22 protein-coding genes are annotated in these 23,003 nt (G+C 63.2%); 8 read left to right on the top strand and 14 right to left on the bottom strand.

Annotated elements, in window-relative coordinates:
- Positions 1-15: 15 nt before the first annotated feature.
- Genes AOT87_RS26335 through AOT87_RS26325 form a run of 3 tightly spaced genes read right to left on the bottom strand, consistent with a single transcriptional unit; the run spans position 16 to position 3,552 of the window.
- Complete coding sequence (locus tag AOT87_RS26335) at positions 16-285, bottom strand: metal-sensitive transcriptional regulator (RefSeq protein WP_030097577.1); 270 nt, start codon at positions 283-285, stop codon at positions 16-18.
- 25 nt (positions 286-310) lie between these two features.
- Positions 311-3,103, bottom strand: coding sequence for an MMPL family transporter (locus AOT87_RS26330; RefSeq protein ID WP_198528408.1), 2,793 nt, complete (start codon positions 3,101-3,103; stop codon positions 311-313).
- Positions 3,104-3,132: 29 nt separating this feature from the next.
- Entirely contained in the window at positions 3,133-3,552 is a 420-nt protein-coding gene (locus AOT87_RS26325; protein WP_057964651.1) for an MmpS family transport accessory protein, read from the bottom strand.
- Between the two features lie 217 nt (positions 3,553-3,769).
- Here AOT87_RS26325 and AOT87_RS26320 point away from each other — a divergent pair, with 217 nt between their 5' ends.
- Positions 3,770-4,390, top strand: a complete 621-nt coding sequence (locus tag AOT87_RS26320) for a hypothetical protein (RefSeq protein ID WP_057967605.1) — start codon at positions 3,770-3,772, stop codon at positions 4,388-4,390.
- 83 nt (positions 4,391-4,473) lie between these two features.
- Positions 4,474-5,646, top strand: coding sequence for an FAD-dependent oxidoreductase (locus AOT87_RS26315; protein WP_057967604.1), 1,173 nt, complete (start codon positions 4,474-4,476; stop codon positions 5,644-5,646).
- Positions 5,647-5,650: 4 nt separating this feature from the next.
- Here AOT87_RS26315 and ppc read toward each other — a convergent pair whose 3' ends face one another.
- The 3 genes from ppc to AOT87_RS26300 form a co-directional block, all read right to left on the bottom strand.
- Positions 5,651-8,440: a phosphoenolpyruvate carboxylase gene (ppc, locus tag AOT87_RS26310; RefSeq protein WP_030097572.1), complete on the bottom strand. Its 2,790-nt coding sequence runs from the start codon at positions 8,438-8,440 to the stop codon at positions 5,651-5,653.
- Between the two features lie 72 nt (positions 8,441-8,512).
- Positions 8,513-9,346, bottom strand: coding sequence for a glycoside hydrolase family 16 protein (locus tag AOT87_RS26305; protein WP_057967603.1), 834 nt, complete (start codon positions 9,344-9,346; stop codon positions 8,513-8,515).
- Between the two features lie 55 nt (positions 9,347-9,401).
- Positions 9,402-10,562, bottom strand: coding sequence for an FAD-dependent oxidoreductase (locus AOT87_RS26300; protein WP_057967602.1), 1,161 nt, complete (start codon positions 10,560-10,562; stop codon positions 9,402-9,404).
- A gap of 75 nt (positions 10,563-10,637) precedes the next feature.
- Here AOT87_RS26300 and AOT87_RS26295 point away from each other — a divergent pair, with 75 nt between their 5' ends.
- Complete coding sequence (locus AOT87_RS26295; RefSeq protein WP_057967601.1) at positions 10,638-11,888, top strand: M20 family metallopeptidase; 1,251 nt, start codon at positions 10,638-10,640, stop codon at positions 11,886-11,888.
- On the opposite strand, the gene AOT87_RS26290 is transcribed toward AOT87_RS26295, so the two are convergent.
- The 4 genes from AOT87_RS26290 to AOT87_RS26275 are packed head-to-tail and all read right to left on the bottom strand — an operon-like array spanning position 11,878 to position 14,770.
- On the bottom strand, positions 11,878-12,690 hold the full coding sequence (locus tag AOT87_RS26290) for a CoA ester lyase (protein ID WP_057967600.1): 813 nt from the start codon (positions 12,688-12,690) through the stop codon (positions 11,878-11,880). The two genes, AOT87_RS26295 and AOT87_RS26290, sit on opposite strands and share 11 nt — an antisense overlap.
- Before the next feature lie 34 nt (positions 12,691-12,724).
- On the bottom strand, positions 12,725-13,375 hold the full coding sequence (locus AOT87_RS26285) for a thioredoxin domain-containing protein (RefSeq protein WP_057967599.1): 651 nt from the start codon (positions 13,373-13,375) through the stop codon (positions 12,725-12,727).
- Between the two features lie 22 nt (positions 13,376-13,397).
- The gene (locus AOT87_RS26280) at positions 13,398-13,889 is read right to left on the bottom strand and encodes a DNA starvation/stationary phase protection protein (protein ID WP_030097566.1); all 492 of its coding nucleotides are present in this window, start codon (positions 13,887-13,889) and stop codon (positions 13,398-13,400) included.
- A 38-nt stretch (positions 13,890-13,927) separates the two neighbouring features.
- Positions 13,928-14,770, bottom strand: a complete 843-nt coding sequence (locus tag AOT87_RS26275) for a sigma-70 family RNA polymerase sigma factor (protein ID WP_057967598.1) — start codon at positions 14,768-14,770, stop codon at positions 13,928-13,930.
- Positions 14,771-14,844: 74 nt separating this feature from the next.
- Here AOT87_RS26275 and AOT87_RS26270 point away from each other — a divergent pair, with 74 nt between their 5' ends.
- Together AOT87_RS26270 and AOT87_RS26265 are read left to right on the top strand one after the other, a co-directional pair.
- Positions 14,845-15,141: a hypothetical protein gene (locus AOT87_RS26270; RefSeq protein WP_057967597.1), complete on the top strand. Its 297-nt coding sequence runs from the start codon at positions 14,845-14,847 to the stop codon at positions 15,139-15,141.
- A complete protein-coding gene (locus tag AOT87_RS26265; RefSeq protein WP_057967596.1) occupies positions 15,141-15,503 on the top strand; it encodes a DoxX family protein in 363 nt (120 codons plus the stop codon). The genes AOT87_RS26270 and AOT87_RS26265 overlap by 1 nt, the downstream gene beginning before the upstream one ends.
- A gap of 15 nt (positions 15,504-15,518) precedes the next feature.
- Here the strand turns inward: AOT87_RS26265 and AOT87_RS26260 are convergent, their stop codons facing one another.
- Positions 15,519-16,373 (bottom strand): LysR substrate-binding domain-containing protein, encoded by an 855-nt coding sequence (locus tag AOT87_RS26260; RefSeq protein WP_057964622.1) that lies wholly within the window; start codon positions 16,371-16,373, stop codon positions 15,519-15,521.
- A 71-nt stretch (positions 16,374-16,444) separates the two neighbouring features.
- Here AOT87_RS26260 and AOT87_RS26255 point away from each other — a divergent pair, with 71 nt between their 5' ends.
- The 3 genes from AOT87_RS26255 (at position 16,445) to AOT87_RS26245 (ending at position 19,058) form a co-directional block, all read left to right on the top strand.
- Entirely contained in the window at positions 16,445-17,452 is a 1,008-nt protein-coding gene (locus tag AOT87_RS26255; protein WP_057967595.1) for a bile acid:sodium symporter family protein, read from the top strand.
- A 79-nt stretch (positions 17,453-17,531) separates the two neighbouring features.
- Positions 17,532-18,296, top strand: coding sequence for an endonuclease VIII Nei2 (gene nei2 / locus AOT87_RS26250; RefSeq protein ID WP_057967594.1), 765 nt, complete (start codon positions 17,532-17,534; stop codon positions 18,294-18,296).
- Between the two features lie 66 nt (positions 18,297-18,362).
- The gene (locus tag AOT87_RS26245; protein WP_057967593.1) at positions 18,363-19,058 is read left to right on the top strand and encodes a restriction endonuclease; all 696 of its coding nucleotides are present in this window, start codon (positions 18,363-18,365) and stop codon (positions 19,056-19,058) included.
- Here the strand turns inward: AOT87_RS26245 and AOT87_RS26240 are convergent.
- From AOT87_RS26240 to AOT87_RS26230, 3 genes are read right to left on the bottom strand one after another with little or no spacing between them, the layout of a single operon-like run.
- Positions 18,979-19,644 (bottom strand): DUF3159 domain-containing protein, encoded by a 666-nt coding sequence (locus AOT87_RS26240; RefSeq protein ID WP_057967592.1) that lies wholly within the window; start codon positions 19,642-19,644, stop codon positions 18,979-18,981. The genes AOT87_RS26245 and AOT87_RS26240 overlap by 80 nt on opposite strands.
- Positions 19,641-21,518, bottom strand: a complete 1,878-nt coding sequence (locus AOT87_RS26235; protein ID WP_057967591.1) for a S9 family peptidase — start codon at positions 21,516-21,518, stop codon at positions 19,641-19,643. Before AOT87_RS26235 ends, AOT87_RS26240 begins: the two co-directional genes overlap by 4 nt.
- A gap of 48 nt (positions 21,519-21,566) precedes the next feature.
- Positions 21,567-22,736, bottom strand: coding sequence for a sodium:proton exchanger (locus tag AOT87_RS26230; protein WP_232785743.1), 1,170 nt, complete (start codon positions 22,734-22,736; stop codon positions 21,567-21,569).
- Between the last annotated feature and the right edge of the window lie 267 nt (positions 22,737-23,003).

Below are 23,003 nucleotides of genomic sequence, written 5' to 3'. Positions count from 1 at the left end.
CGCGAGGCGCCGCGCTCACGCCAAGGCTAGGAACAGTTTCTCGAGTTCGGCCTCGGTCATGGGCGCGGTGTCTCCGTTGCGATCGGCGGTGATGCATTCCCGCAGCCCGGTGGCGACGATCTTGAATCCTGCGCGGTCGAGGGCGCGCGATACGGCAGCCAGCTGAGTCACCACGTCTTTGCAGTCGCGTCCGTTCTCGATCATGTTGATGACGCCGTTGAGCTGACCTTGTGCCCGGCGCAGTCTGCTGAGGATCGCGGTGATGCTGTCTTGATCGTCGATCATGTCTCTACCTTTCGGGGGCGCCTAGCTACTGGCAGTATACCCTCCTGGGTATAGGGTAGGTGCGTATTCTCAGCGGCCACCAGAACCATGGGCCGAGTAACCCGGCTATGGACGGGGTCATCAGTGAGCGCACGATGAGTGTGTCGAACAGCAGACCTAGGCCGATCGTGCTTCCGGCCTGGCCGATCGAGCTCAAATCGCTTGCAGCCATGGACATCATGGTGAATGCGAACACCAGCCCCGCGGACGTGACGACTCCGCCGGTTTCTCCCATTGAACGGATGATGCCAGTCTTGAGTCCCGCGCCGATCTCCTCCTGGAATCGGGATACGAGCAGTAGGTTGTAGTCGGAGCCGACAGCTAGCAGGATGATCAATCCGAAGACTGGCGCGATCCAGTTGAGCTCGAGGCCGAAAATGTGCTGCCACACCAGCACCGACAGCCCGAACGCGGCGCCGAGCGACAGCAGTACGGTGCCGACGATGACCAGTGAGGCGACCAGTGCCCGTGTGATGATCATCATCACGGCGAAAATCAGTGTCACGGCGGCGATTCCGACGATCAATAGGTCATAGCGAGAGCCAGATTGGATGTCGCGGTAGATCGCGGCGGTGCCGGTGAGGTAGAACTCGGCGCCGGTCAGGGAGGTTCCCTTGACAGCTTGATGGGCGGCCTCCAGCTCGGAGATGACTGAGGAGATTCCTGCGGGGGTGGCCGGGTCCTTGTCGTGGGTGATGATGAAGCGCGCGGCTGTGCCGTCGGGGGACAGGAACAGCTTCAGCCCGCGCTGAAAGTCCTTATTCTGGAATGCTTCTGGTGGAAGATAGAAATAATCGCCGCTCCGGGAGGCGTCGAAGGCCTGTCCCATCGCGCTGGCGGTGTCGGTCATCTGCGCCATCTGTGTCACCAGGTTCGAGAAGCTGCTGTGCATGGTCAGCAGGCTCGCGCGCATGGACTTGGCCACGGCGATGATCGGGGGAAATTGGGCCGCCATGTGCGGAATGATTGCGTCGGCGTTTCCGACGTCTGCGGTCAGTGTGCGCATCGTGTCGCTGAACGTGTCGACGCCATCGATGGCGTCGAACACCGAACGTATGGCAGAGCATGCAGGGATATCGAAACAGTGCTGATCCCAGTAGAGATAGTTGCGCAGCGGTCGTATCACGTCGTCGAAGTCGGCCAGATGGTCCCGAATCTCGTTGAGTGTTGCTGTCGCATCTGTCATGTCCGCGCTCATGCGGTGCGTTGTGTCGCTCATCTGGCTCAGCAGGGATCGCATGCGCTCCATGGAGCCGATCATGGAGCCGAGATCCTCACTCATGGTGAGCATGTCGGCTGCGCGGTCCCTCATGAACTGAAGATTCTGCTGGATCGGAATCGACTGGGCGCTGATCTGGAAAGGGATGGAGGTGTGCTCAATCGGGCCCCCCAAGGGGCGGGTGATGCTTTGTACCATGGCGATTCCGGGTGAACGGAACACGTCTTTGGCGATCTTGTCAAGAATGATCATGTCGCCGGAGTTGCGCATATCGTGATCGCTCTCGATCATCAGAATATCGGGATTCATTGTGGCGGCGGTGAAATGGCGTTCAGCGGCCGCGTAGCCGACGTTCGAAGGCAGGTCGGCCGGTATGTAGAACCGGTCGTTGTAGCTGACCTTCATGGTCGGCATGATCGCGATACCGATGATCGCTATGCCCAGTGAGGCGGCGAGCACCGCGCCGGGCCAGCGCACGGTGGCGGTGCCGATACGCCGCCACCGCCTAACTTTCACGGCTCGTTTGGGTTCCAGCAGCCCGAACCTGGTTGCGAGGACGACGACGGCGGGCGCCGCGGTGAGGGCGCCTGCGACAACCACCAGCAGCCCCAGTGCAGAGGGGATGCCGAGGGCCTTGAAGTACGACAGTCGCGCGAGATGCAGACACAGCGTTGCACCGGCGATGGTCAGACCAGATCCCAGGATGATGTGGGCGGTTCCCCGGAACATGGTGTAGTACGCGGTTTCTTGATCCTGGCCGGCTTGGCGCGCTTCCTGATAGCGGCCGATGAGAAAGATGGCGTAGTCGGTTCCCGCGGCAATCGCCAACGAGGACAACATGGCCACCACGAATGTCGAGAATCCCAGGAGGTCGTAGTTACCGAGAATCGCGACAACACCTCTGGCGGTGCCCATCTCGAAGCCAACCATGACCAGAACCAGCAGCATCGTGCTGACGGAGCGGTACGTGATGAGGAGCATGATCATGATGACTGCGCCGGTCACGCCCATCATGATCAGCATGCTTTTGTCGGCGGCCTCATTCATGTCGGTGGTCAGCGCCGCCGGGCCGGTGACGTAAACCTTGAGGCCCGGCGGTGGCGGGGAGCTGTCCACGATTGTGCGGACCGCTGTCACCGACTTGTTGCCGAGCGTGCTGCCCTGGTCGCCAGCCAGATTGAGCTGTACATACGCGGCGTGACCGTCGCGGCTCTGAACACCGGAAGCTGTCAACGGGTCGCCCCACACGTCCTGAACGTGCTGAACGTGGCCAGTGTCTGTCCGCAGTGCGCGTACCAGGTTGTCGTAGTAGTGGTGTGCCGATGCGTCGAGCGGATTGTCGCTTTCCAGCACGATCATGGCCATGCTGTCGGAGTCAGATTCGTGGTACTTCTCACCGATGTGCCTAGCCGCCATCATCGCCGGCGCGTCACGCGGCGACATCGTCACCGCGTGATCTCTTGCCACCGATTCAATGGGTGGCACAAGCAGGTTCACCGCCACGGTCAGTAGTAGCCAGGCCAGCACAATGGGGATGGCGAATCTGCGAACAAATCGCATGAAGGCAGGACGTTCTTGAGCAGGAGGGTTCATGCTGCTTTCACCAGACAGGAGATCTGGGCGTGGTGCCCGTCAGCAGACTGATCGTCTTCGATTCGGCCGTTCACTGTGATCCGGCACCCAATCGCGGCGCTATTGCCTTGCGCCACAACACTGGCAATAACCGCGGGCACGGTGGTTTCGATTGTGTAGGTCCAGGGCAAAGTGGTGAAATCGGCGGACTGTGGTTGCGCGTTCTTGTCGAGGTAGCTCACCGCACCCGTGGTGTCGGTGGGGCCGTAGATCTCGTATCGCACGTGTTTGATCGCCGAGGGCGCGAGTGGCTGTGCGCTGCTGCCGGTGGCCGAGAATATGGGTTCGGAGCCGAACGCTCCTCGCAGGTGATTCACGGCGATTGCGCCGACACCGACCGCACATGCAACCACCGCCGCAACCCACGCGCGCCGCATCACGGCAACTGTTGCTGTGCGCACCTTCTGGCCACCTTTCTGTTGTAGATCAAGTGCTTTCGGCGCCAACGTGTGCCCTCTTCGCTCGCGTCGACTCTACAAATACCATACCCCCTACGGTATATAGCCCCGGAATCTCATACTGGCTTATATACCGTAGGGGGTATGGTATAAACGGAATGAGAACGAGTTTGTGAGCCGTGATGGGAGACGCCGAATGTCCACAGGCAGTGGTTCTGCGCAAGCCGACACGTTCGACGTGAGGGTGTGGCTCGACCCGGTGTGCCCGTTCTCCTGGAATACCGCGCGATGGCTGAACACACTCGCGGACCAGTCGGGCCTGTCGATCGATTGGCAGCTGATGAACCTCGCGGTCTTGAATGAGGGCAGGGAGCTCCCGCCCGCACAACAAGCACGTATGGAGGACTCGCGACAGGTGGGTCGGCTGATGGCCGGCGTCCATCGCGAGTTGGGTCAGCAGGGCCTGCACACCGCGTACTTCAGCTTCGGTGAACTGTATTTCGATGAGTCGATGCCCGTCGACGCATATCTGGTGGACCGGGTACTGGCGGCGGTCGCACCCCACGGGGTGTCACGTGAATCGCTATCGGACAGTTCCCTCGAGGCACTGGTCCGTTCCTCGCATGAGTCCGGGCAGCAGGCGTTGGGAGACGTCGGCGGCAGCCCGCTGTTGCAGATCAACGGCCGCACGTTCTTCGGCCCTGTGTTGACGGCATTGCCGGAGCACGGCAACGCGCGTGCGCTTTTTGACGCGGTCACCGTGCTGGCGGGTGTGCCGGAGTTCACCCAGTTGCAGCGCCCGCGCCCGGCGCATTAAGCCCAGGCGTGGTCGCCACGTCTTACGTCCGTGAAAACAAAGCGCCCGCTTAGGGGCCTGTTCAGGAAGAGGGATCGCAGAACATGAAGAAGAAGGTTGTCATCCTGGGTGCGGGAATCGGCGGTCTGAGCGTGGTCAACGAATTCCGTCAGTCGCAGGTGCCACTGGGCGACCTCGACATCACCATCGTGGACGAGGACTTCGCGCACTTTCTGGGATTTACCTTGCCGTGGGTCATGAGGGGCTGGCGCGACGCGGCAAGTGTGCCGATACGGCCCAGCTCCGAGGCGCTGTCGGGGATAACCACGGTCACCGGTTCCGTCATCGGCATCGATCCCATTGCCCGCACCGTCACCCTTTCCGACGCATCGGCTCTGGACTTTGACGCGCTCATCATCGCCACCGGTGCGCGCAACGCCCTCGACAAGATTCCGGGCTTGAGTGAAGCAGCAGCACGAGGTGAGGCGGTGCACTACTACGGCGTCGACGCGGCCGGTGATGCCCGGCGCGCGATGGAAGGCTTCTCGGGGAGCAAGATCGTCTTCCTGGTGACTTCACAGCCTTACCGTTGTCCGGTGGCTCCGTATGAGGGCGCCCTACTGGCCTCGGACTTCTTGAACGACAAGAACATGCGATCGGATGTCGACATCAGCGTGTACACCCCGGAGAAGCACCCGATGCCCTCGGCCGGCCCTTACGCGGGACCTCAGCTGGTGCAGTTACTCAAGGACAACGGCATCACCTTCCACGGTGAACACACCACAGAACGCGTTGACCCGGACGGAAAGGTTGTCGTGTTCGCCGACGGCACCACAGTGAGCTTCGACCTGTTGGTGTTCGTCCCGCCTCACGAGCCGTCCGTGACCATCGACGGGCCGGAATGGATCGGCGTCGATGCGCAGACCATGCAAACGCCCTATGCGGGCATTTGGGCTATCGGTGACACCGTATCGGTGACATCCCCCTCCGGCAGGCCACTGCCGAAGGCGGCCATCTTTGCCAAGAACGGTGCAAAAGCGGCTGCCCAAAATGTGCTGCACTATCTCGAGAGGTCCGACCGGACCGCAGCACTTTCGGGACTGGGGTACTGCTACCTCGATACCGGGCAACATCGTGCGGCACAAGGCAAAGGCGACTTCTTCACACTGCCGCATCCGGAGATCACCCTCACCGAGCCTTCCGCCGGTCAGCATCGTGACAAACAAGAAGAGGAAACGCAATGGCGCAACATGTGGGAGTCACGTTCCGGCGCTTGATATCTCAGCCGCTGTTGCGCAGTGCGGTGGCCAGACCGCTCATCGTGAGCAGTATGCCGCGCTGCACCAGCTCGTCCTGATCGCCGGATCGGTACCGGCGCAGCAGTTCCACCTGTAGGTGGTTGAGCGGCTCCAGGTAGGGAAAGCGGTTGAACACCGAACGTGCCAGCGCCGGGTTGTCGGCAAGCAGATCCTCATGCCCGGTGATCAATTGATGCATGGCAATGGTTCTGTCGTGCTCGGCCACGATCTTGTCGAACACCCGGTGCCGCAGTGCTTCATCGTCAACGAGTTCGGCATAGCGGGCCGCTAATCCCATGTCTGACTTGGCCAGCACCTGGGCCATGTTGGACAGGACCGTCTGAAAGAACGGCCACCGACGGTAGAGCTGTTGCAGCACCTCGAGTCGTCCGTCGCCTTCGGCGATCCACTGTTCGATCGCCGCGCCCGTGCCGTACCAGCCGGGCAGCATCACCCGCGACTGGCTCCAGGCCAAAACCCAGGGGATGGCGCGTAGGTCGGCGATCGATGTGGTGGGCTTCCGGGAGGTTGGGCGACTGCCGATGTTCAGCGCGCCGATTTCGTTGACCGGCGTCGATGCCTTGAAATATTCGACGAAGCCGGGTGTTTCGTGCACCAGCTCGCGGTAGGTGCTTTGGGCGCGCGCGGCAAGGTCATCGAGTATTTCGTATGCCGCGCCCGCCGCCTCTCCCAATCCTTCGACATCGAGCAGCGTCGACTCCAAGGTTGCGGCCAACAGCGTCTCGAGGTTGCGATGGGCCGCGCGTGGTTCGGCGTACTTGGCGGCGATCACCTCCCCCTGCTCGGTGATACGAAGTGATCCGGATACCGCCCCGGGCGGTTGGGCCAGAATGGCGTCGTAACTCGGACCGCCACCGCGGCCTACGGTGCCGCCGCGGCCGTGGAAGAGCCGCAATCGGATTCCGTTCCTGCGGGCAGATTCCACCAGGTCCAGTTCGGCGCGATACAGGGCCCAGTTGGCAGCCAAGTAGCCGCCGTCCTTATTGGAGTCCGAGTACCCGAGCATGACCTCTTGGCTTTCGCCTCGAGCTGCCACCAGTGCCCGGTAAAGCGGAAGCTCCAGGGCTGCTTCGAGAATGGCGGATCCACGCTGTAGGTCGTCAATCGTCTCGAACAGCGGCACAATGCCCACCGGACAGAACGGTCGTGGCCGTGACGCGTCCAGCAATCCTGCTTCCTTCAGGAGGATTGCCGCTTCCAGCATGTCCGAAACCGACTGGCACATCGAGATGATGTAGTTGGGCACCGCCCTGGGGCCATAGGTCTGAACCGCTCGCGCGGCGGCTGCGACGATGTCGAGTTCCTTGCGGGCAAGTTCGGAGAGCTCGGCGCCCTCGCCGATCAAGGGGCGGCGGGTACGTAGCTCGGTGACAAGTACCTCGATGCGCTGTGGCTCCGAGAGCGATCGGTAGTCGGAATGCACACCGGCCCAGGCAAGCAACTCGGAAACCACCTCTTCGTGGACATCCGAATTCTGCCGCATGTCCAGCCCACTGAGATGAAAACCGAAGACATGAACGGACTCTCGCAGCGTACGCAGTCGATCGTCCGCCAGCACCACGCTGCCGTGCGCGCGCAACGAAGCGTCCACGATGTCGAGGTCTCGCAGTAGTTCGTCCGGCGTGCGGTACGGAATCAGGTCGAGATCCAGACCGTGCTCGGGCAGCTGGTCAAGGATGTTCGCGGCCGTCGCGGTGAGGCGCGCGTGGATGACGCGTAGTGCGCGACGGTAAGGCTCGTCTGCCCGGTCGGTTTCGCCGCCCTGCTCGGCCAATGCGATCAGATCGGCGGAGACTGTGACCAGGCGGACGGATAGGGATAACTCCTGCTCCAGTGCCACCAATTGTTCGAAGTAGTAGGCGATGGCCGTCTGTGCGGCACTACTTGTCGCAAGATGCACTACCTCGGCGGTGACGTTCGGATTTCCGTCCCGGTCACCACCGATCCACGATCCGGGCCGCAGAATCGGCTCGCTGAGCAACTCGGCATCCGGCCACCGGCGGCGTAGCGCCGTGCGGATCTCGGCGTTGATCTCAGGTATCACCTCGAAGAACGAGGCCTGGTAGTAGCGCAGCCCCACGGCGATTTCGTCTTGAATCTTCAACCGGGACAACCGGATCAATGCCGTCTGCCACAGTGTGAGAATGTGCCGCTGAAGTTCGTGCTCGATATCCCGGCCGGTTTCGGTCTGCGACAGTCCCTGCATGCGCAGCCGCATGAGCTCGGTGATGCGATGCTGGGTGTCGAACACGGTACGTCGGCGGGTCTCCGTCGGGTGAGCGGTAATAACCGGCGACACCAGCGCGCCGGTGAGAGCGTGTGCTACGCGATCCGAAGTAAGTTGTGCGGCATCGAGTTTGAGGTACGTCGCGGCGAGGCTACTGTCCTGTGGCGGCGCGCCCGCGGCGACGTGCACGGCCCGCCGGCGCTCTCGATGGATATCCTCGGCCACATTGGCCAGCAGCGCGAAATGGGTGAAAGCCCGAATGACGGGGATGGCTCGGTGGATGTCGACGCCGTCGAACAGCTGCGCCAGTTCGGCGCGATCGATCTCTGATCGGCGCACCCTGAACGACTCCACTCGCGCCCGCTCCACGAGCTCGAAGACTTCGTCGCCGCACTGCTCACGCACCGTAAGACCCAAGATGGTGCCCAGCAGCCGGATGTCTTCACGCATCGGCTCGGTGGCCTCGCGACCCACCTGTGTCCGGGTGACGGCGCCTATCGGTGCAAGATCCGTAACCTCAGCCATGGATCGAGTATCCGTGGCAACGCCGCCGCTCGCACGATGAGCGCCGATGATGAGACGAGATCGGCAGCTGAGCTACCAGACCCTGATCCAGTCGACGAGCATCTCCGCGGGGTAGGTGCCGCCGCGCGGATCACCACCGCCGGATCCGGCCACGGCCAGGTTCAGCACCGCGAAGGCCTTGTGCCCGGGATTGTTGAACGGCCAGTCCGCCAGGGAGTTGGCCGGGACATCGAAGTACGGCGCCGCCCCGTCGGTGTAGTCCCGCCAGAAGCGAATCCCCTTGTCGTCCCACTGGGTGCGCCAGGTGTGCCAGCCGCTGTCCAGGGTCAGATTGTGGGTCTTCCATTCCGAGCCGTTTGCCTTGGCGTGCACCGTAGTTGCGGCCGGCCAGCTGCCGTTGCCGTACCACTCGACGATGTCGATTTCACCGTCCTGGTCGCTGCCGAGCCAGAACGCGGGCCACGCGCCCGGAGTCAGGCAGTTGAACTTGATACGCGCTTCCCAGGTGTAGCCGATACCAAGTTCGGTGGTGCTGTAGATCTTGCCGCCGTAGTAGGTGTTGCCTTCCTTGGCGGCCTTGATGACCAGATTCGAGTTGCCGTCGATGTAGACATTCTTGCGATCGTCGCGGTACTGGCCGACGTTCTCGGGGAGCTCCCAAAACGTCGGGTCCTTCATGGACTCGCGAGCTTTCGAAACAGCCCATTTGGACCCGTCGGGCGCCGACCCGGCCGGGCCGTCGAACTCGTCGACGAAGACGTACTTGCCGGTGGGGGGTGCCGCTGGCGGCCGGTTAGGCGGGTTCTGTGGTGCGGGTTGCGCCCACGCCTGCGGCATAGTAGCCGCTGCTGCCAACATGCCAAGCCCTGAGAACGCCATCATCCGGCGCCGATCCATATTCACCATCGACGCCGACGATAACAGGATTCGCTCGGCGCGGTCCGGGTCTGCGGGACGGCTGCTAGCGGCTGGCGCGCAGCGACTCGCGACCGGGCGACAGCATGGCCGCGTCCACTCCGCGACTGGCCAGATCTTGTGGAACCGGGCACTGTGCGGCCAGCGCGGCCCCAACCCGCGCGAGCGCCGGGGCCATCTGGATGCCATAGCCACCTTGAGCCGCGTACCAGAAAAAGCCCTCGATATCCGGGTCTTCTCCGACAACCGGCGTGCGATCGGGGGTGAAGGACCGCAACCCCGCCCATGCGGAATTCACGGTCCGGATACCGAGGGTGGTGGCCTCGTTGATCATCCCGATCGCCCGCGCCATCTCCAGCTCGTCCGGTCGGGGGTCGCCGGGCGCCTGGAGCGTCTCGTCGGCGGGCGAGCACAGGAACTGGGCGCCGTCGGGTTTGAAATAGAAGGTGTCTGACGTGTCCAGTGTCATAGGAATCGAGCCGGCAGACCTCTCCTGCGGCGCGGACACCATGAATGCGGTACGCCGAAGCGGCATGATCCCCACCGGCCGCGCGCCCATGGCCTGCGCGAGTTCATCGCACCAGGCGCCAGCGGCGTTCACGACGGTTTCCGCTTCAAATTGCCGTCCGGATGAGTCCCTCAGAACCCACCTGCCCCGATGGCGGGTGCTGCTCACGATGGGCGCCGCCTTGACGATGCTTCCGCCGCGGCGGCGCAGCCCGCGCACATAGCCCTGGTGCAGCCCGTGGACGTCCAGCTCCATGGGAGTCGGATCGATCGTCGCTAGTCGCGTGTGTCCGGGGCGCAGGTACGGGTTAATCTCCTCGGCCGCCGCGCCGTCGACCAGCTCCGTATGACAGCCCTGGAGCAGGGCCAGGCCATGTAGTTCGCGCAGCGTCTCCGCATGCGCGTCATCGGCGATGATCAGCAGCGGCAACGATGTGGCGAGCGGGGCATCGAAGCCCTCGCGGGGGTCGGTGAAGAAGTCGCGGCTTGCCGCCGTCAACATCCGGATGACGGGATTTCCGTAGTTCTCGATGAAGGTGGCCGCAGATCTTCCGGTGGTGTGAAACGCCAGCGTCGATTCGCGTTCCAGCAGTGCGACGGTGTGATCTTCGGCCAACTCGTAGGCAATCGACGCGCCCGACATCCCGCCTCCGACGACAACGGTGTCGACGGACAGTTCGGTAACGGTGGACTGGCTCACATGTCCGAGGGTAGGTCCTCACGACCGCCGTATGGTCGGTCTAAGACGCAGCAACACACAGAGTGGAGAGGCCGGATGACGATCACGCTGCCCGACAACTGGGCGGACGCTTTGGGGGATTTGGCCGACTTCTACCGCGACCTGCATCAGCACCCGGAACTCTCTTTTCAGGAACAGCGGACCGCGGCGAAGATCCAGGAGGCGCTTGCGCCGCTCGGGCTGGAGGTGACATCGGGCGTCGGCGGCACTGGAGTTGTGGCCGTGCTGCGCAACGGATCCGGTCCGGTGGTGTGGCTGAGAGCCGACTTCGACGCACTCCCGGTGCAGGAGCAGACCGGCCTTCCCTACGCGAGCACCGTCCGCGCCACCAACCCGGACGGCAAGGATGTTCCCGTCATGCACGCGTGCGGGCACGATATGCACGTCACCGCACTGGTGGGAGCCCTTCGGCTACTGAATGAACTCAAGACCGCGTGGTCGGGAACGGTGGTCGCGGTCTTTCAACCCGCCGAGGAGGTGGGCGGGGGTGCAAAGGCGATGATCGCCGACGGCATCCTGGATCGGTTCCCCAAGCCCGAGGTCGTTCTCGGTCAACACGTCGGCCCGTTGCCGGCCGGGATGATCGCGTACAAGACGGGCACGGCACTGGCCGCCTCGGACTCGCTCAAGATGCAACTGTTCGGGCGGGGTGGCCATGGCTCGCAACCGGAATCGACCGTCGATCCGGTGGTGATGGCCTCGAATGTGGTGCAGCGTCTCCAGACCATCGTGTCGCGCGAGCTGTCCCCGTTCGAACCCGCCGTGGTGACCGTCGGTTACCTGCATGCGGGGGCAAAGGACAACATCATCCCCGACGACGCCGAACTCGGCATCAATGTCCGTACCTTCAACGAGGAGGTGCGGCGCAAGACGCTGGCGTCGATCACGCGGATCGCTCAGGCCGAGTCGACGGCTTCAGGTGCTGACAAGGAACCGGCGGTGACGCCGCTGCACACCTTCCCGATCACCGTCGTCGACAACGCGGCGATGCAGGCGATTGCCGCGGTGTTCCGTGAGCATTTCGGTGCCGCGCGGGTGATCGAGTCTCCGAATCCGCTGGCAGGCAGTGAGGATGTGGGATTCTTCGGCACCGAGGCCGGTGTCCCCACCGCGTTCTGGTTCTGGGGTGGGTACGAGCAACAGCGTTTCGAGGATGCCGCGGCGGCCGGAAAGCCGGTGCCGTCCAACCATTCTCCGGAGTTCGCGCCGGTGCTGGAGCCGACGCTCAGCACCGGGGTTGAGGCGCTCACCGTGGCGGCGTTGTCGCGGTTGACCGCTACGGCGTGATCAAGCCCAGCATCTGCGCGCGCTCCAGAATGATCCGGGCGCGATTGAGCCGGGGTAGGTCGCTACCGTCCTGCGGCTTTCCCCCGTGGCTGTTGAACTGCTCTACGAAGTTCTGAGCCCACGCAACGTCGTCATCGGACGGGCTCAAACCCTTGTTGATGGTGTCGGCATCGGATGAGTGCAGTGCCAGCTTTCCCGTCATACCCATGCGGCGAGTCAGCGCTACTCCCTCGGCCAGCTCGGCCGGTTCGCGCGTTGGTCCGTCGATCGGACCCGGGAGGTGTGCAGCGCGCGAGGCCACCACAAGCTGGGATCTGCTGTAGGCCAGGGCCAATGGGTCTGGATCGACACCGATATCGAGTGTGTAGTCATTGACACCGAAGGCAATACGAAAGCAGGGACGAGCCGCCGCGATGTCGTGTACGCGGGACAGGCCTCGCGCGGTCTCGATCAGCGCGATCACGGGAGTTTCGCCACCGAGGCGGTTGGCGGTGTCCCACATATGATTTCCGCCCTCGGTCTTGGCCAGCACCACACCCTTGAGGCCCTGGGCCTCCGCGAGCGTTCGACAGTCGGCCGACCAGAAATCACTGGAAGCATCGTTCACGCGCACCCAGGCGCGCCCGCCTGAGTTGAGATACGCCAGCACGCGTGCGCGTGCCGACTCTTTCTCATTCGGTGCGACGGCGTCCTCCAGGTCCAAGATCACCTCGTCGGCATGTGTGGATGCGACCGCGGCACCGAGGTCGGGCTCCCGGGAAGGATTGACCAGAAGCCATGAGCGCGAGACCTTCGAGTTCACTGCCACCTCACCAGTATTTCGCAGAGCGACGCCGTTACCGCGGGATGCGATCTAGCCAAGCCGATTCTCCATCAATGGGTTGATTGTCGATGACAACCATGGGCACACCGGATTTGGGAAAGGCGCGCAGCAGCGGCAGATTGTTCGACGCGATGGCACGGGCATCAAAGGGCACTGGCAGCCCGACCCTGATCAGATCCTGTGCGCTCTGGGGCGCATCGACCCGGGCGGCCAGCCCGGCCAGCTGGTCGTTGCTCAGGTCCGTGTCACCTTCCTCCTCGGGCTGCTGGTCCTCGGCGTAGAACTCTCGGATGAAGCGCCAGGTGATATCGCTTGACCGGGACTGATCGGCGACCACGAAGCTGGCATAGATCGCACGGCTGTCGTATGTGCCGCTGGCAGAGTACTTATCGAGGAAGTCCACGAACCTGAGGTTGACGTGCAGCTTGCCGGACTCGATGCGCCGCCCGATCTCCTCGCCCTGACTCTGAACCATCTTCCCGCTGTACGGGCACAACGGGTCCAGGTAGAGATCGATCTGGCCCGGGGCAGCCGGGTCGCCGAGGGACAACACATCCCCGGCGGGCGACGCCTCGGCCGCGTGTGCCAGTCCGGCGTTGGGGCCAAGGACCAGTACCGCGGTCAATAGACCGATGATCGTTGCGAAGCGCTTCACTGCATGCATCGGTCCATCATCGCTCAGCCGGCTACACCTTCCGGTTCTCGGACTTGATCAGCCAGGCCAGCTTCTCCAAGCCGTCGATGAGCTGGTGCAGGATGTCGGCGGTGGTGGGGTCCTCGTCATCCACCGCGTCGTGTACTGCGCGCAGCGTCTTCACCGTGGCATAGATGCGGGTGGTGATCAGGTCGACGACATCACCGGTGCTGCGTTCATAGGGCGGAAACTCCGGCAGTGTCGTGCTCGCCGCGACGGTGTCGGATCGGCCGTCGGGCAGCGCATCGAGCGCGCGCATGCGCTCGGCGACGGTGTCGCTCGATTCGCGGGCGAAGTCGACCAATTCGTCGAGCTGCAGGTGCAGATCGCGAAAATTGCTGCCCACGACATTCCAGTGCGCCTGCTTACCCTGCAGATGCAGTTCGATCAGGTCGACCAGGACCTGTTGCAGACTCGCGCTCAGTGTGGCGGAGGCCTGAAAGTTGGTGACGTCGGATTCGGGGGTACGGGTTGTGTTCGGCATGTCAGGTGCAACCTGGTCTAATTTGGATCTATTCCAGATTAGATCGATAGTTCAACGCTGTTGCGCGCATAGGGCGCGATGTCGATATGGGTGATCAGTCCGTCGCGGATGTCCATTCGGATGATGGCGAAGGGGTGGCCGCCCGGCGCGATGACGGCACCCGGCCTGCCGTCGACGAAAAGCGTTGTCGCCACGGCGATGCGGTCGACGAAGGTGCGCGTTTCCTCGGCGACGGCTCGGGCGCCCTGCACGAGTGTCGCTGCGTCGCTGGGGATGAGTGAGCGGTCGACCGTGCGGACCACATCGGGTGCCATCAGCGTGATCAGGCGCTCGATGTTGCCGCCGCGGGCGGCCGACAGGAAGGCGTCGACGATCGCCGATTGGTTTGGAACGTCGCGGGTCTGCACCGGGTTCGCGTTATCGAGGCGCAGTCGCGCCCGGCTGGCGAGCTTCTTAGCAGAGGCGGCAGTGGTATCAAGCGCTGCGGCGATGTCCTCGAACGGTACGGAAAACAGATCGTGTAAGACGTAGGCCACGCGCTGTTTGGGGGACAATTCGCCGAGCACCACGAGTAGTGCACGCGAAACCTGCTCGCGCTTCAGGAAGTCCTCGTCCGCGCCGAGCTGCGTGCCCGGGAGGTGTTCGGCAGTCAGGGGAATCTCCCCATGCCGCTCGCGCACCCGTAGCTGATCGAGGCAGAGCCGGCCCGTGACCGTGGTGAGCCACGCGTCGAGACTGTCCACCGCGTTGAGGTCGGCCGATTGTGCCCGGATCCACGCAGCCTGTACGGCGTCCTCGGCATCGTGGTGTGAACCCAGGATCCGGTGCGCCACGGACAGCAGCCGTGGCCGTGCGGCCTGGAATCTTTCCGTGAGATCCACGAGAGGTCACCTTTCCGTCATGCCGGTCGTCAAGAGGGGTGAGGTCAACGAAACCGACTAGAGAGGAGGCACAGATGAGCGTACAGATGGTCCGCTTCAGCACAGATGCCGAACGGGTGCACGAGGTTGAGGATGCGATCGCGGCGTTGTTCACGGCGGTGAGCGCGGCGGCCCCCACGGGCATGACCTACACGGCAGGCAGGGTCGGAGATGGCCCCGACTTCGTATTCCTGCTGCAGCTCGCCGAGGGGGTCGACAATCCACTCCTGGGCATCCCGGATGCGCTCGACTTCCGCAGCAGGGTCGCCGGATGGGCGGTTGAACCTGTTGCACCCCAGCATTTCACCGTGCTGGGAAGGTATGAGGGCTGATGTCGGTTCTCGGTACTGGGCTGTGGGTGACTACGGTCCTCTGCGTTATCGCCAATGGATTCGAGGTGGTGGCCAAGGCCGCCAAGGCACAGTTCGTGATGCAGAACTCCGGTGAAGTGGGATTGGCCCCGCGCTGGATTCCCTATCTCGCGGTGATCGAAGGAGCCGGGGTGGCCGGCCTGATCATCGGGCTGGCCGGAGTGCGCCCGATTGGCCTTGCCGCGGCAATCGGGTTGGTGGCGTTCTTCATTGGCGCTGTGGGTGCACACATCCGCAGCAATGTGTTGCACAATATCGCCTTCCCCGGTGCGTTCCTGGCACTTGCGGTGGGGTCGCTGGCCTACTTCACGCTACCGGTCTAGGGCCCGAGGGCGGGGTCACCGATGTAGCCGGTGCGTGCTGGCGATGATCGCGTCACACAACGCCTGTTCGGGTTCGGACAGCACGCTGCGTCGACGCACCAGCACGAACTCCAGCTCGCCAAGGTCGGGCAGGCTGTCATCGCGAACCGTGACAAGGCCTTCGGGCAGAAGGGATTCGGCGTGTGAGATGACACCCATACCTGCCAAGGCCGCTGCCCGTAGCCCCAGCTGACTGTCGCTCACACAGGTGATGCGCCAGGTGCGGCCTTCCCGCTCGAGTGCGCGCAGTGCCGCATGCCGCGTCAGGCTCGGCGGGGGATAGGTGACGATGGGCACCGGGTCGCGGACGTCATGCGTATTGGGCCGGCCAGCCCACACCAGCCTGTCGCGCCAGAGCAATTCGCCATGCTTTTCACCCGGCAGGCGCTTGGCCACCATCAGATCCAGCTCGCCCGCGGTCATGCGTGTCTTGAGGTACTCGCTGAGCCCCACGACCAGCTCCAGATCCACACCGGGGTGGGAGTCCTGAAACTCGACGAGGACATCGGGCAGCTCACGGGCCACTAGGTCATCGGAGGCGCCGAGCCGGATGAGTCCGGTCAGCTCCGAACTCGCGAAGTAGCGATCGGCCTGGCTCTGGGCGTCCAGGATGGATCGGGCGAAGCCGACCATCGCCGCACCGTCGGCGGTCAACGACAGATTGCGGGTATCGCGGCGAAACAGCTCCCGGCCGACGGACTGCTCCAGCCGCGCGATATGTCCGCTCACGGTCGACTGGCGCAGCCCGAGAATACGTCCGGCAGCGGTGAATCCCCCGGCTCTTTCGACGGTCAGGAAGGTCCGCAGCAGTTCAGGATCCAGCACATCCATCACGGTACGCGTTCATAGATATCGCTTCTATCGGCTTTCGTAATTAGTTCCTGCGCTCGTACTGTGGCCTAGTGACGTGGCTGGCCAAACTCCGCATTGACGGATTCCTACTCGGACTGTTCGCTGCCATGGGGATTGGGCTGCTGCTCCCCGCGCGCGGCGACGCGGCCGATGTCCTGGACTGGGCAACCAAGATCGCCATCGCGGTGCTGTTCTTCCTCTACGGAACCCGATTGGAACCGCGCGAGGCGATCGAGGGCCTCAAGCACTGGAAACTGCACACCACGGTGTTGGCCGCGACCTATGTCCTGTTCCCCCTGCTGGGCCTGGCGATGCGGCTGTTGGTGCCCTCGGTGCTGACCAACGACCTCTACACCGGTGTGCTGTACCTGTGTCTGTTGCCCTCGACGGTGCAATCCTCGATCGCCTTCACATCCATCGCCCGCGGCAACGTCGCGGCCGCGGTGGTGAGCGCCTCGTTGTCGAATATGTTGGGCGTCTTCATGACTCCGGTCTTGGTGATGTTGCTGATGCAGACCACCGGGGAGGCGACGGTCTCGCCCACCGCGATCCTGCAGATCGTGGTGCAACTGCTGTTGCCTTTCGTCGCGGGCCAGTTGCTGCGCCCCAAGCTGTATCGAATCCTGTCCCACACCACGCTCACCAAGGTCGTCGATCGTGGATCTGTCTACTTGGTGGTCTATGCGGCCTTCAGCGCCGGGATGGTCGAGCATGTGTGGCAGGGTCTGCAGATCTCCCGCTTGTTGGCCGTGTTCGCGGTCAGCATCGTGCTGCTGGCGGTGGTGCTGGGTGTCACGGCGGGGGCCGCACGGCTACTACGGTTCGATCGGGCAGACCGCATTGTCGTGATCTTCTGCGGCTCCAAGAAGAGCTTGGCGACTGGATTACCCATGGCGACCGTGTTGTTCGCAGGTCACCCGGTGGGCTTGATCGTGCTGCCACTGATGATCTTCCACCAGATTCAACTGATCACCTGCGCGGCCCTAGCGGGACGGTGGGGACGGGCCCAGAGTTCCGATGCGGCAACCGTCGGAGACGAGACCGTCTCTGCTGCCTGATCTTTGCGTATAGCGGCTTCGCCATCACGCCGGTGCGGAGTTGGGTAGCCTGTGACGGCTAGCGCAAGGAGGCCTCGGAATGCCAGAAGGCGATACGGTTTTCCGAACGGCGCGGCGCCTTGGCGATGCGCTGACCGGCCGGGTGCTCACGGGCTGCGATATCCGTGTCCCACGTTTCGCGACCGTCGATTTGAGTGGAGAACGCGTGGACGGCGTGGTTGCGCGCGGAAAGCACCTGTTCATTCGCGCCGGCTGGGCCAGCATTCACTCGCATCTGAAAATGGATGGCAGCTGGCGAATCGTGTCCGCTCGGGAGTCCGTACCCACGTGGGACCATCGAATCAGAGCGGTACTGAGGACGGACGATTCGGTGGCCCTCGGAGTCAGCCTGGGTGTTCTGGATGTGGTCAAGCGGGGACGGGAAAACGACATCGTGGGTCATCTGGGCCCGGATCTTCTTGGGGCAGATTGGGATCCGTCCGTCGCCTTGGAGCGATTGATGGCGCGAGTAGATGATGAGCTGAGTTCGACGCTTCTCGATCAGAGAGTCATGGCGGGTATTGGCAACGTGTATTCCAACGAACTGTGTTTTCTGGCTGGGATGCTGCCCACCTCGCCGGTGCGGGACCTCACCGACCCCGAGCGATTCATCGAGCGTGCCCATGCGTTGTTGCATGCGAACAAGGACAGCTATCGCAGGACTACGACCGGTGATCCGCGACCCGGACGTGAACTGTGGGTCTACGGTCGGCATGGAAGGCCGTGCCGCCGTTGCGGAACCCGGATCACGCGCGATCAGGCCCTGCCGCGCGTGACATATTGGTGCCCCAATTGCCAGCGGTGACGTGACGCCGCGTACCCGGGCGCCAGTTCCCCCGGGGTGTCGGAGGGCTGGCTTAAAGTCCATCCAATGAGGCTGCGGCGTTTCAGACGGAGGGCTGCTCGTAGGTGGCACCGTCTTTCGCGCGCACTGGTCGTGCTGGTCATCGTGGTGCTTGCCGGGCCGATCATCGCGCTGGCTGTCTGGCCCGGTGTCCTGGTGTACCGGAACACGGCAGACCCCGCGCTTGCTGCGCTGGCACAGGTCGGTTATCTGGCTTCGCCGTATGCGGTGTATCTGATTCTGCGTGGAGCGGGATGGGGCCTGCGTGGGCTCGGCGATGTCATGGCGCAGCGTCGTTACGAAGCCCGGCTGCGCAGGTATATGACAATGTCAGGACTTTCCGAGATCGATGAGATGTCTGGCGTCGATTTCGAGACCTTCGTGGCGGCCCGTATGCACGGAGCCGGATGGCATATCGAGACAACGTCGGCATCCAGTGACTACGGCGTAGATCTGATAGCCACTAATCGGCGTGACGTCGTCGCCGTCCAATGCAAGCGATACTCGAAGACAGTGGGTGTCAGAGCCGTTCAAGAGGTCGTTGCGGGGGCGCGGCATTACGACTGCACCCGCACCATGGTGGTCAGCAATCAGGATTTCACCCGCCAGGCGCAGGCTCTGGCCGCGACCAGCAAGTGTGAACTCATTGGTCGTGATCGGTTGCCGCGCTGGCTGAATCAAACTGAGATGCACGGCTCTTCGAACGCCGCACTGCCCAGATGACCACCAGAAGCGCTATTCCGGCGAGCGGATAGCCCATCGCGATGCGTGCGATGGCCAGCCAGCCAACCGAATCAGCGGCGTACAGCCATTCCTGCACAACAAATCTGGAGGCGAAAACGGCCGCCATGGTCAGTGTCGCCAGTGTGAAAGCGAACCGCGAGGGTTTGTCTTTGCGCCAGCGGTGCCCGGTGCCGGTGAAGCCGTGCCAGATCACTCCGGCTAGCGGCCAACCCACCAAGACCGAGGCCAGGAACACGACTGCGCCGATCAGGTTGGTCCAGATACCCATCAGGAAGAAGCCCTTGGCCGAACCGGTTTGGTAGGCGATGGCCACCGAGATGGCCACCCCCAGCAACCCGGAGATTGCCGGCTGCAGTGGTTGGTTGCGTAACCACCGCCACGCGGCGATGGCGCCCGCCGTAGCCATGGATATCCAGATGGCACCGGCCAAGCCAAAAGCACTGTTGCCTAGTGCAAAAGTCACACTCGGTAGGCCGGCGTAGATGAGTCCGGATAGTCCGCCGACCTGTTCGAGAAGTGTGGGCTTGTTGTGGGGTTTGTCTGAGAACTCAACAACCTCGGTCACGACACCTGCCGTCCGCCCAGGTACTGAGCCAGGAATCGCTCCGTCGCAAGAAACAGGTCGATCTGGTTTTCAGGGTTCAAGAACCCGTGCCCCTCGTCCTCTTTCACCATGTATTCGACCTCGACGCCACGGGTCCTCAGTGCGGCCACGATGTTGTCGGACTCCGCTTGGACCACACGAACATCGTTGGCGCCCTGCACAACCAGCAACGGGGTGCGGATCTGATCCACCCGGCTGATGGGCGAGCGGGCGAGCATATCGGCTTCCTGCTCCGGCACCGCGGGATCGCCGACGTAGCGATACCAGTTGTTGGTCAGGTTCGGACGGACGAACGCGGGAAGGGTGCGCATGAAGTTGGCCAGGTTGGAGATGCCCACGTAATCGATGGCGGCCGCGAAGACATCAGGAGTGAAGGTAACTCCGACCAGTGCGGAGTAACCACCGTACGAGCCACCGAAGATCGCGACCCGGCTCGGATCGGCGTAGCCTTGCTTGACCGCCCAGTCAACGGCGTCGATCAGATCGTCGTGCATCTTGCCCGCGAACTCGCCGATGGCCGCCTTCGTGAATGCCTTTCCATAGCCGGTGGATCCGCGGAAGTTGACCTGCAGCACTGCATATCCACGGTTGGCCAGGAGCTGCACGGACGGATCGAATCCCCAGCTGTCACGGTGCCACGGACCGCCGTGGACCACCAGCACCAGGGGTAGTCCTGCGGGTTCCACACCCACGGGCAGCGTCAGGTAGGAGTGCAGACTCAAGCCGTCGCGCGAGGCGATCGTCACGGGCGTCATGGGCGCCAGCGTCGCCGGATCCAGATGCGGGTACGGACGGAACAGTTGTCTGCTTTCGCCCTTCTTATGGTCGTAGAAGTAGGTGACACCGGGATCCCGGTCGTGGGTGAAGCTGACCACCCAACGGTTGCCGTTCTCGTCGCACGAGATTTCCGCGAGGTCGCCGTCGGAGAGCTCCTGAAGCTTTTCCAGCACCGGAGCGAAGTCCGGATCGAGAACCCGGATATCCTGCCGCTCACCGAGATAGCGAACGGCCAGTAACTCCCCGGTCTTGCGATGCCGGATCAGCGCCGGTGCCAGACCCAGGGCAGCGGAGAGGTCGAACGAAGGGTGGCTGTCGACCACCGACTCCTCGCCGGTGGCCAGGTCGAGCCGGACCAGACGCGTGCGATCGGTATCGCGGCTTGAGCCCATCCACAACCCGGTACCGTCCGGGGTCATCTGTGTCGGGTGCATGCCGACCGGGTAGTCCGCACCGTTGTATACGACGAGAGACTCCAGCGCCCCGGACTCGTATCGGGAGAACTCGATATCGCCTTCAGATGTCAGCGATTGGGTGAACACTTCATGATGAGGGCCGCAGAACCAGGACATGACGTTGCCGGGGTTTTCGGCGAGCATGGTCAGTTCGCCGGACGCGACATCGAGCTCGTACAGGTCGATTTGGTCGATCCTGCGGTGGTTCAGCTGAACGAATAGTTTTCCGGGACGGCCGTGGGGCTGCTCCAGGCCCAGTAGACGCACGCCGGGGTACGGAGTGAGATCGACAGCCGGGGTATCGGGACTGTCCAGGTCAACCCGGTATAGATGCCAGTTCTCGTCACCACCGGAGTCCTGCACGTATAGCAGCCAGCGCGGGTCATCGACCCAGAGAAATCCTGTGACGCTGCGTGTTTCGTCGTAGGTAACACACCGTGCCGCGGCGTCGTTGTCGTCATCGAGGGTTTGGACCCATACGTTGAGCCGGTTCTTCCTCGGAGCCAGGTACGCGATCTTGGTGCCGTCCGGTGAGATCGATGCGGATGCGCGAACCGGCGGGTCGAAGAATTCCTCGACGGTGATGAGCTTGGGCAGCACGATGGGTGTTCCTCTCGGTGTGGCGGAGTAACACCAGGAGAAACTATGCCGCTACGGCACAGTCAACTGTGGGGTCGCGGACCTGCTGAATGGCGCGCGAAGTGTCGCGACGACGTGCCTGCGGTTGACGATCAAGCCGGCGACCGCCAAGACGGCGTACACGCCGCACAGGATCAGCCGGCCGTGGGTCGAGGTGATGGGGAACTGGATCACGAACAATGCCAGTAGCGCCCACGCGGTGCCCCGGTGGAATCGCAGCGCGAGGATCAGGGCCACACCCATCATGGTTTGCGTGGCGGTCAGCAGGGTTTCCTCGACCTGCCGGGCATCGAGCACCAGGGAGCAGCCGCCACCGCCCGCCAGATGGGCTATCGGGAGCGAACCGATCAGGAGCGTCCACTGATTGACCTTGGACGAGATCAAGGTGGCGATGGCGGCGGTTCCCTTGCCCCGCGCGGCGAAAATCGCGGCGATGATGAACTCGGGCGCTTCGGATGCCAGCGGCGCCAACCACTGCACCAGCAGGAACTGGTCGATGCCCAGTTGCGTTCCGGCGCTTACCAGGCTGTTGGCGAAGGGTTCTGCGCACAACAGGATGATCGACGCGGCAAGAATGAACATCGTCACCACGGTGCTGCGGCGCATGTGCTTGGGCAGCATGCCGATGGCCGCGGCGGTGCCCACCAACTGCGGTTCCTCGGCTTCGCCGCGGCTGATCGTGAACAGGTAGAACCCGAACCAGGCCAGCAGTGCGATGCCCAGCACGAGGTGAATCTGGCCGCTTGCCGGTATCACGAACGCCACGACCCCGGCCACGAGCAGGAATCCAAGCTCGATGCGGTTAGAAGGCTCCAGCGACAGCAGGTTGGTGGGGCGGCCGGATGTCTTGCGCGCCACCGCGAGTGCGATGAGAACGACGACGGGCCAGCCCAGTCCCATCAACAACCTGTTCGAGCCGGTCATGTTCGCCGCGGCGTATTGGCTGTACTCGGGGACCTGGCCGGAGATGTAGGCGTAGTAGAGATCGACGGCGTATTCGGGCAGTACTGCGATCAGAGCCAGCACCGCGATGGCCAGGCCGCCGGAGACGTCGATCTGCGCGGCCTCCGCGGCCCAGGCCAACACGAAGCTGGCGGCTACCACCGCAGCGCCGTAGATCACGAGAGCTACTACCGGATTCGGATGCAACCCACCGATCCGAGTGATCAGTGCGGGCGCCATGAACAACGCCGTGATGAACACCGACCGCAGGAGCCGACGGCGCAGCGCACCGGGCACTGTGGTCACGTTGGCGGTGGTCTGCACGGGACCAAGTTAGCACCACCAGGTGCGCTCAGCAACAGATCGATACCCCTGCGTGATGCACTTGAAATGGGAAAATTAGCAGCTAGTAGGCACCGTTATGAATTCTTCGGGTACCCTAATATTAGAATGTGGCAAACCAGATTGTGAGCGTTGGCCTGGGAGTCGCTGGTAGCCGAGGGTTTC

This window comes from Mycobacteroides sp. H003 (genome assembly GCF_001440135.1).
Classification (GTDB): domain Bacteria; phylum Actinomycetota; class Actinomycetes; order Mycobacteriales; family Mycobacteriaceae; genus Mycobacterium; species Mycobacterium gwanakae.
This window is presented reverse-complemented; position numbering and strand designations above follow the sequence as displayed.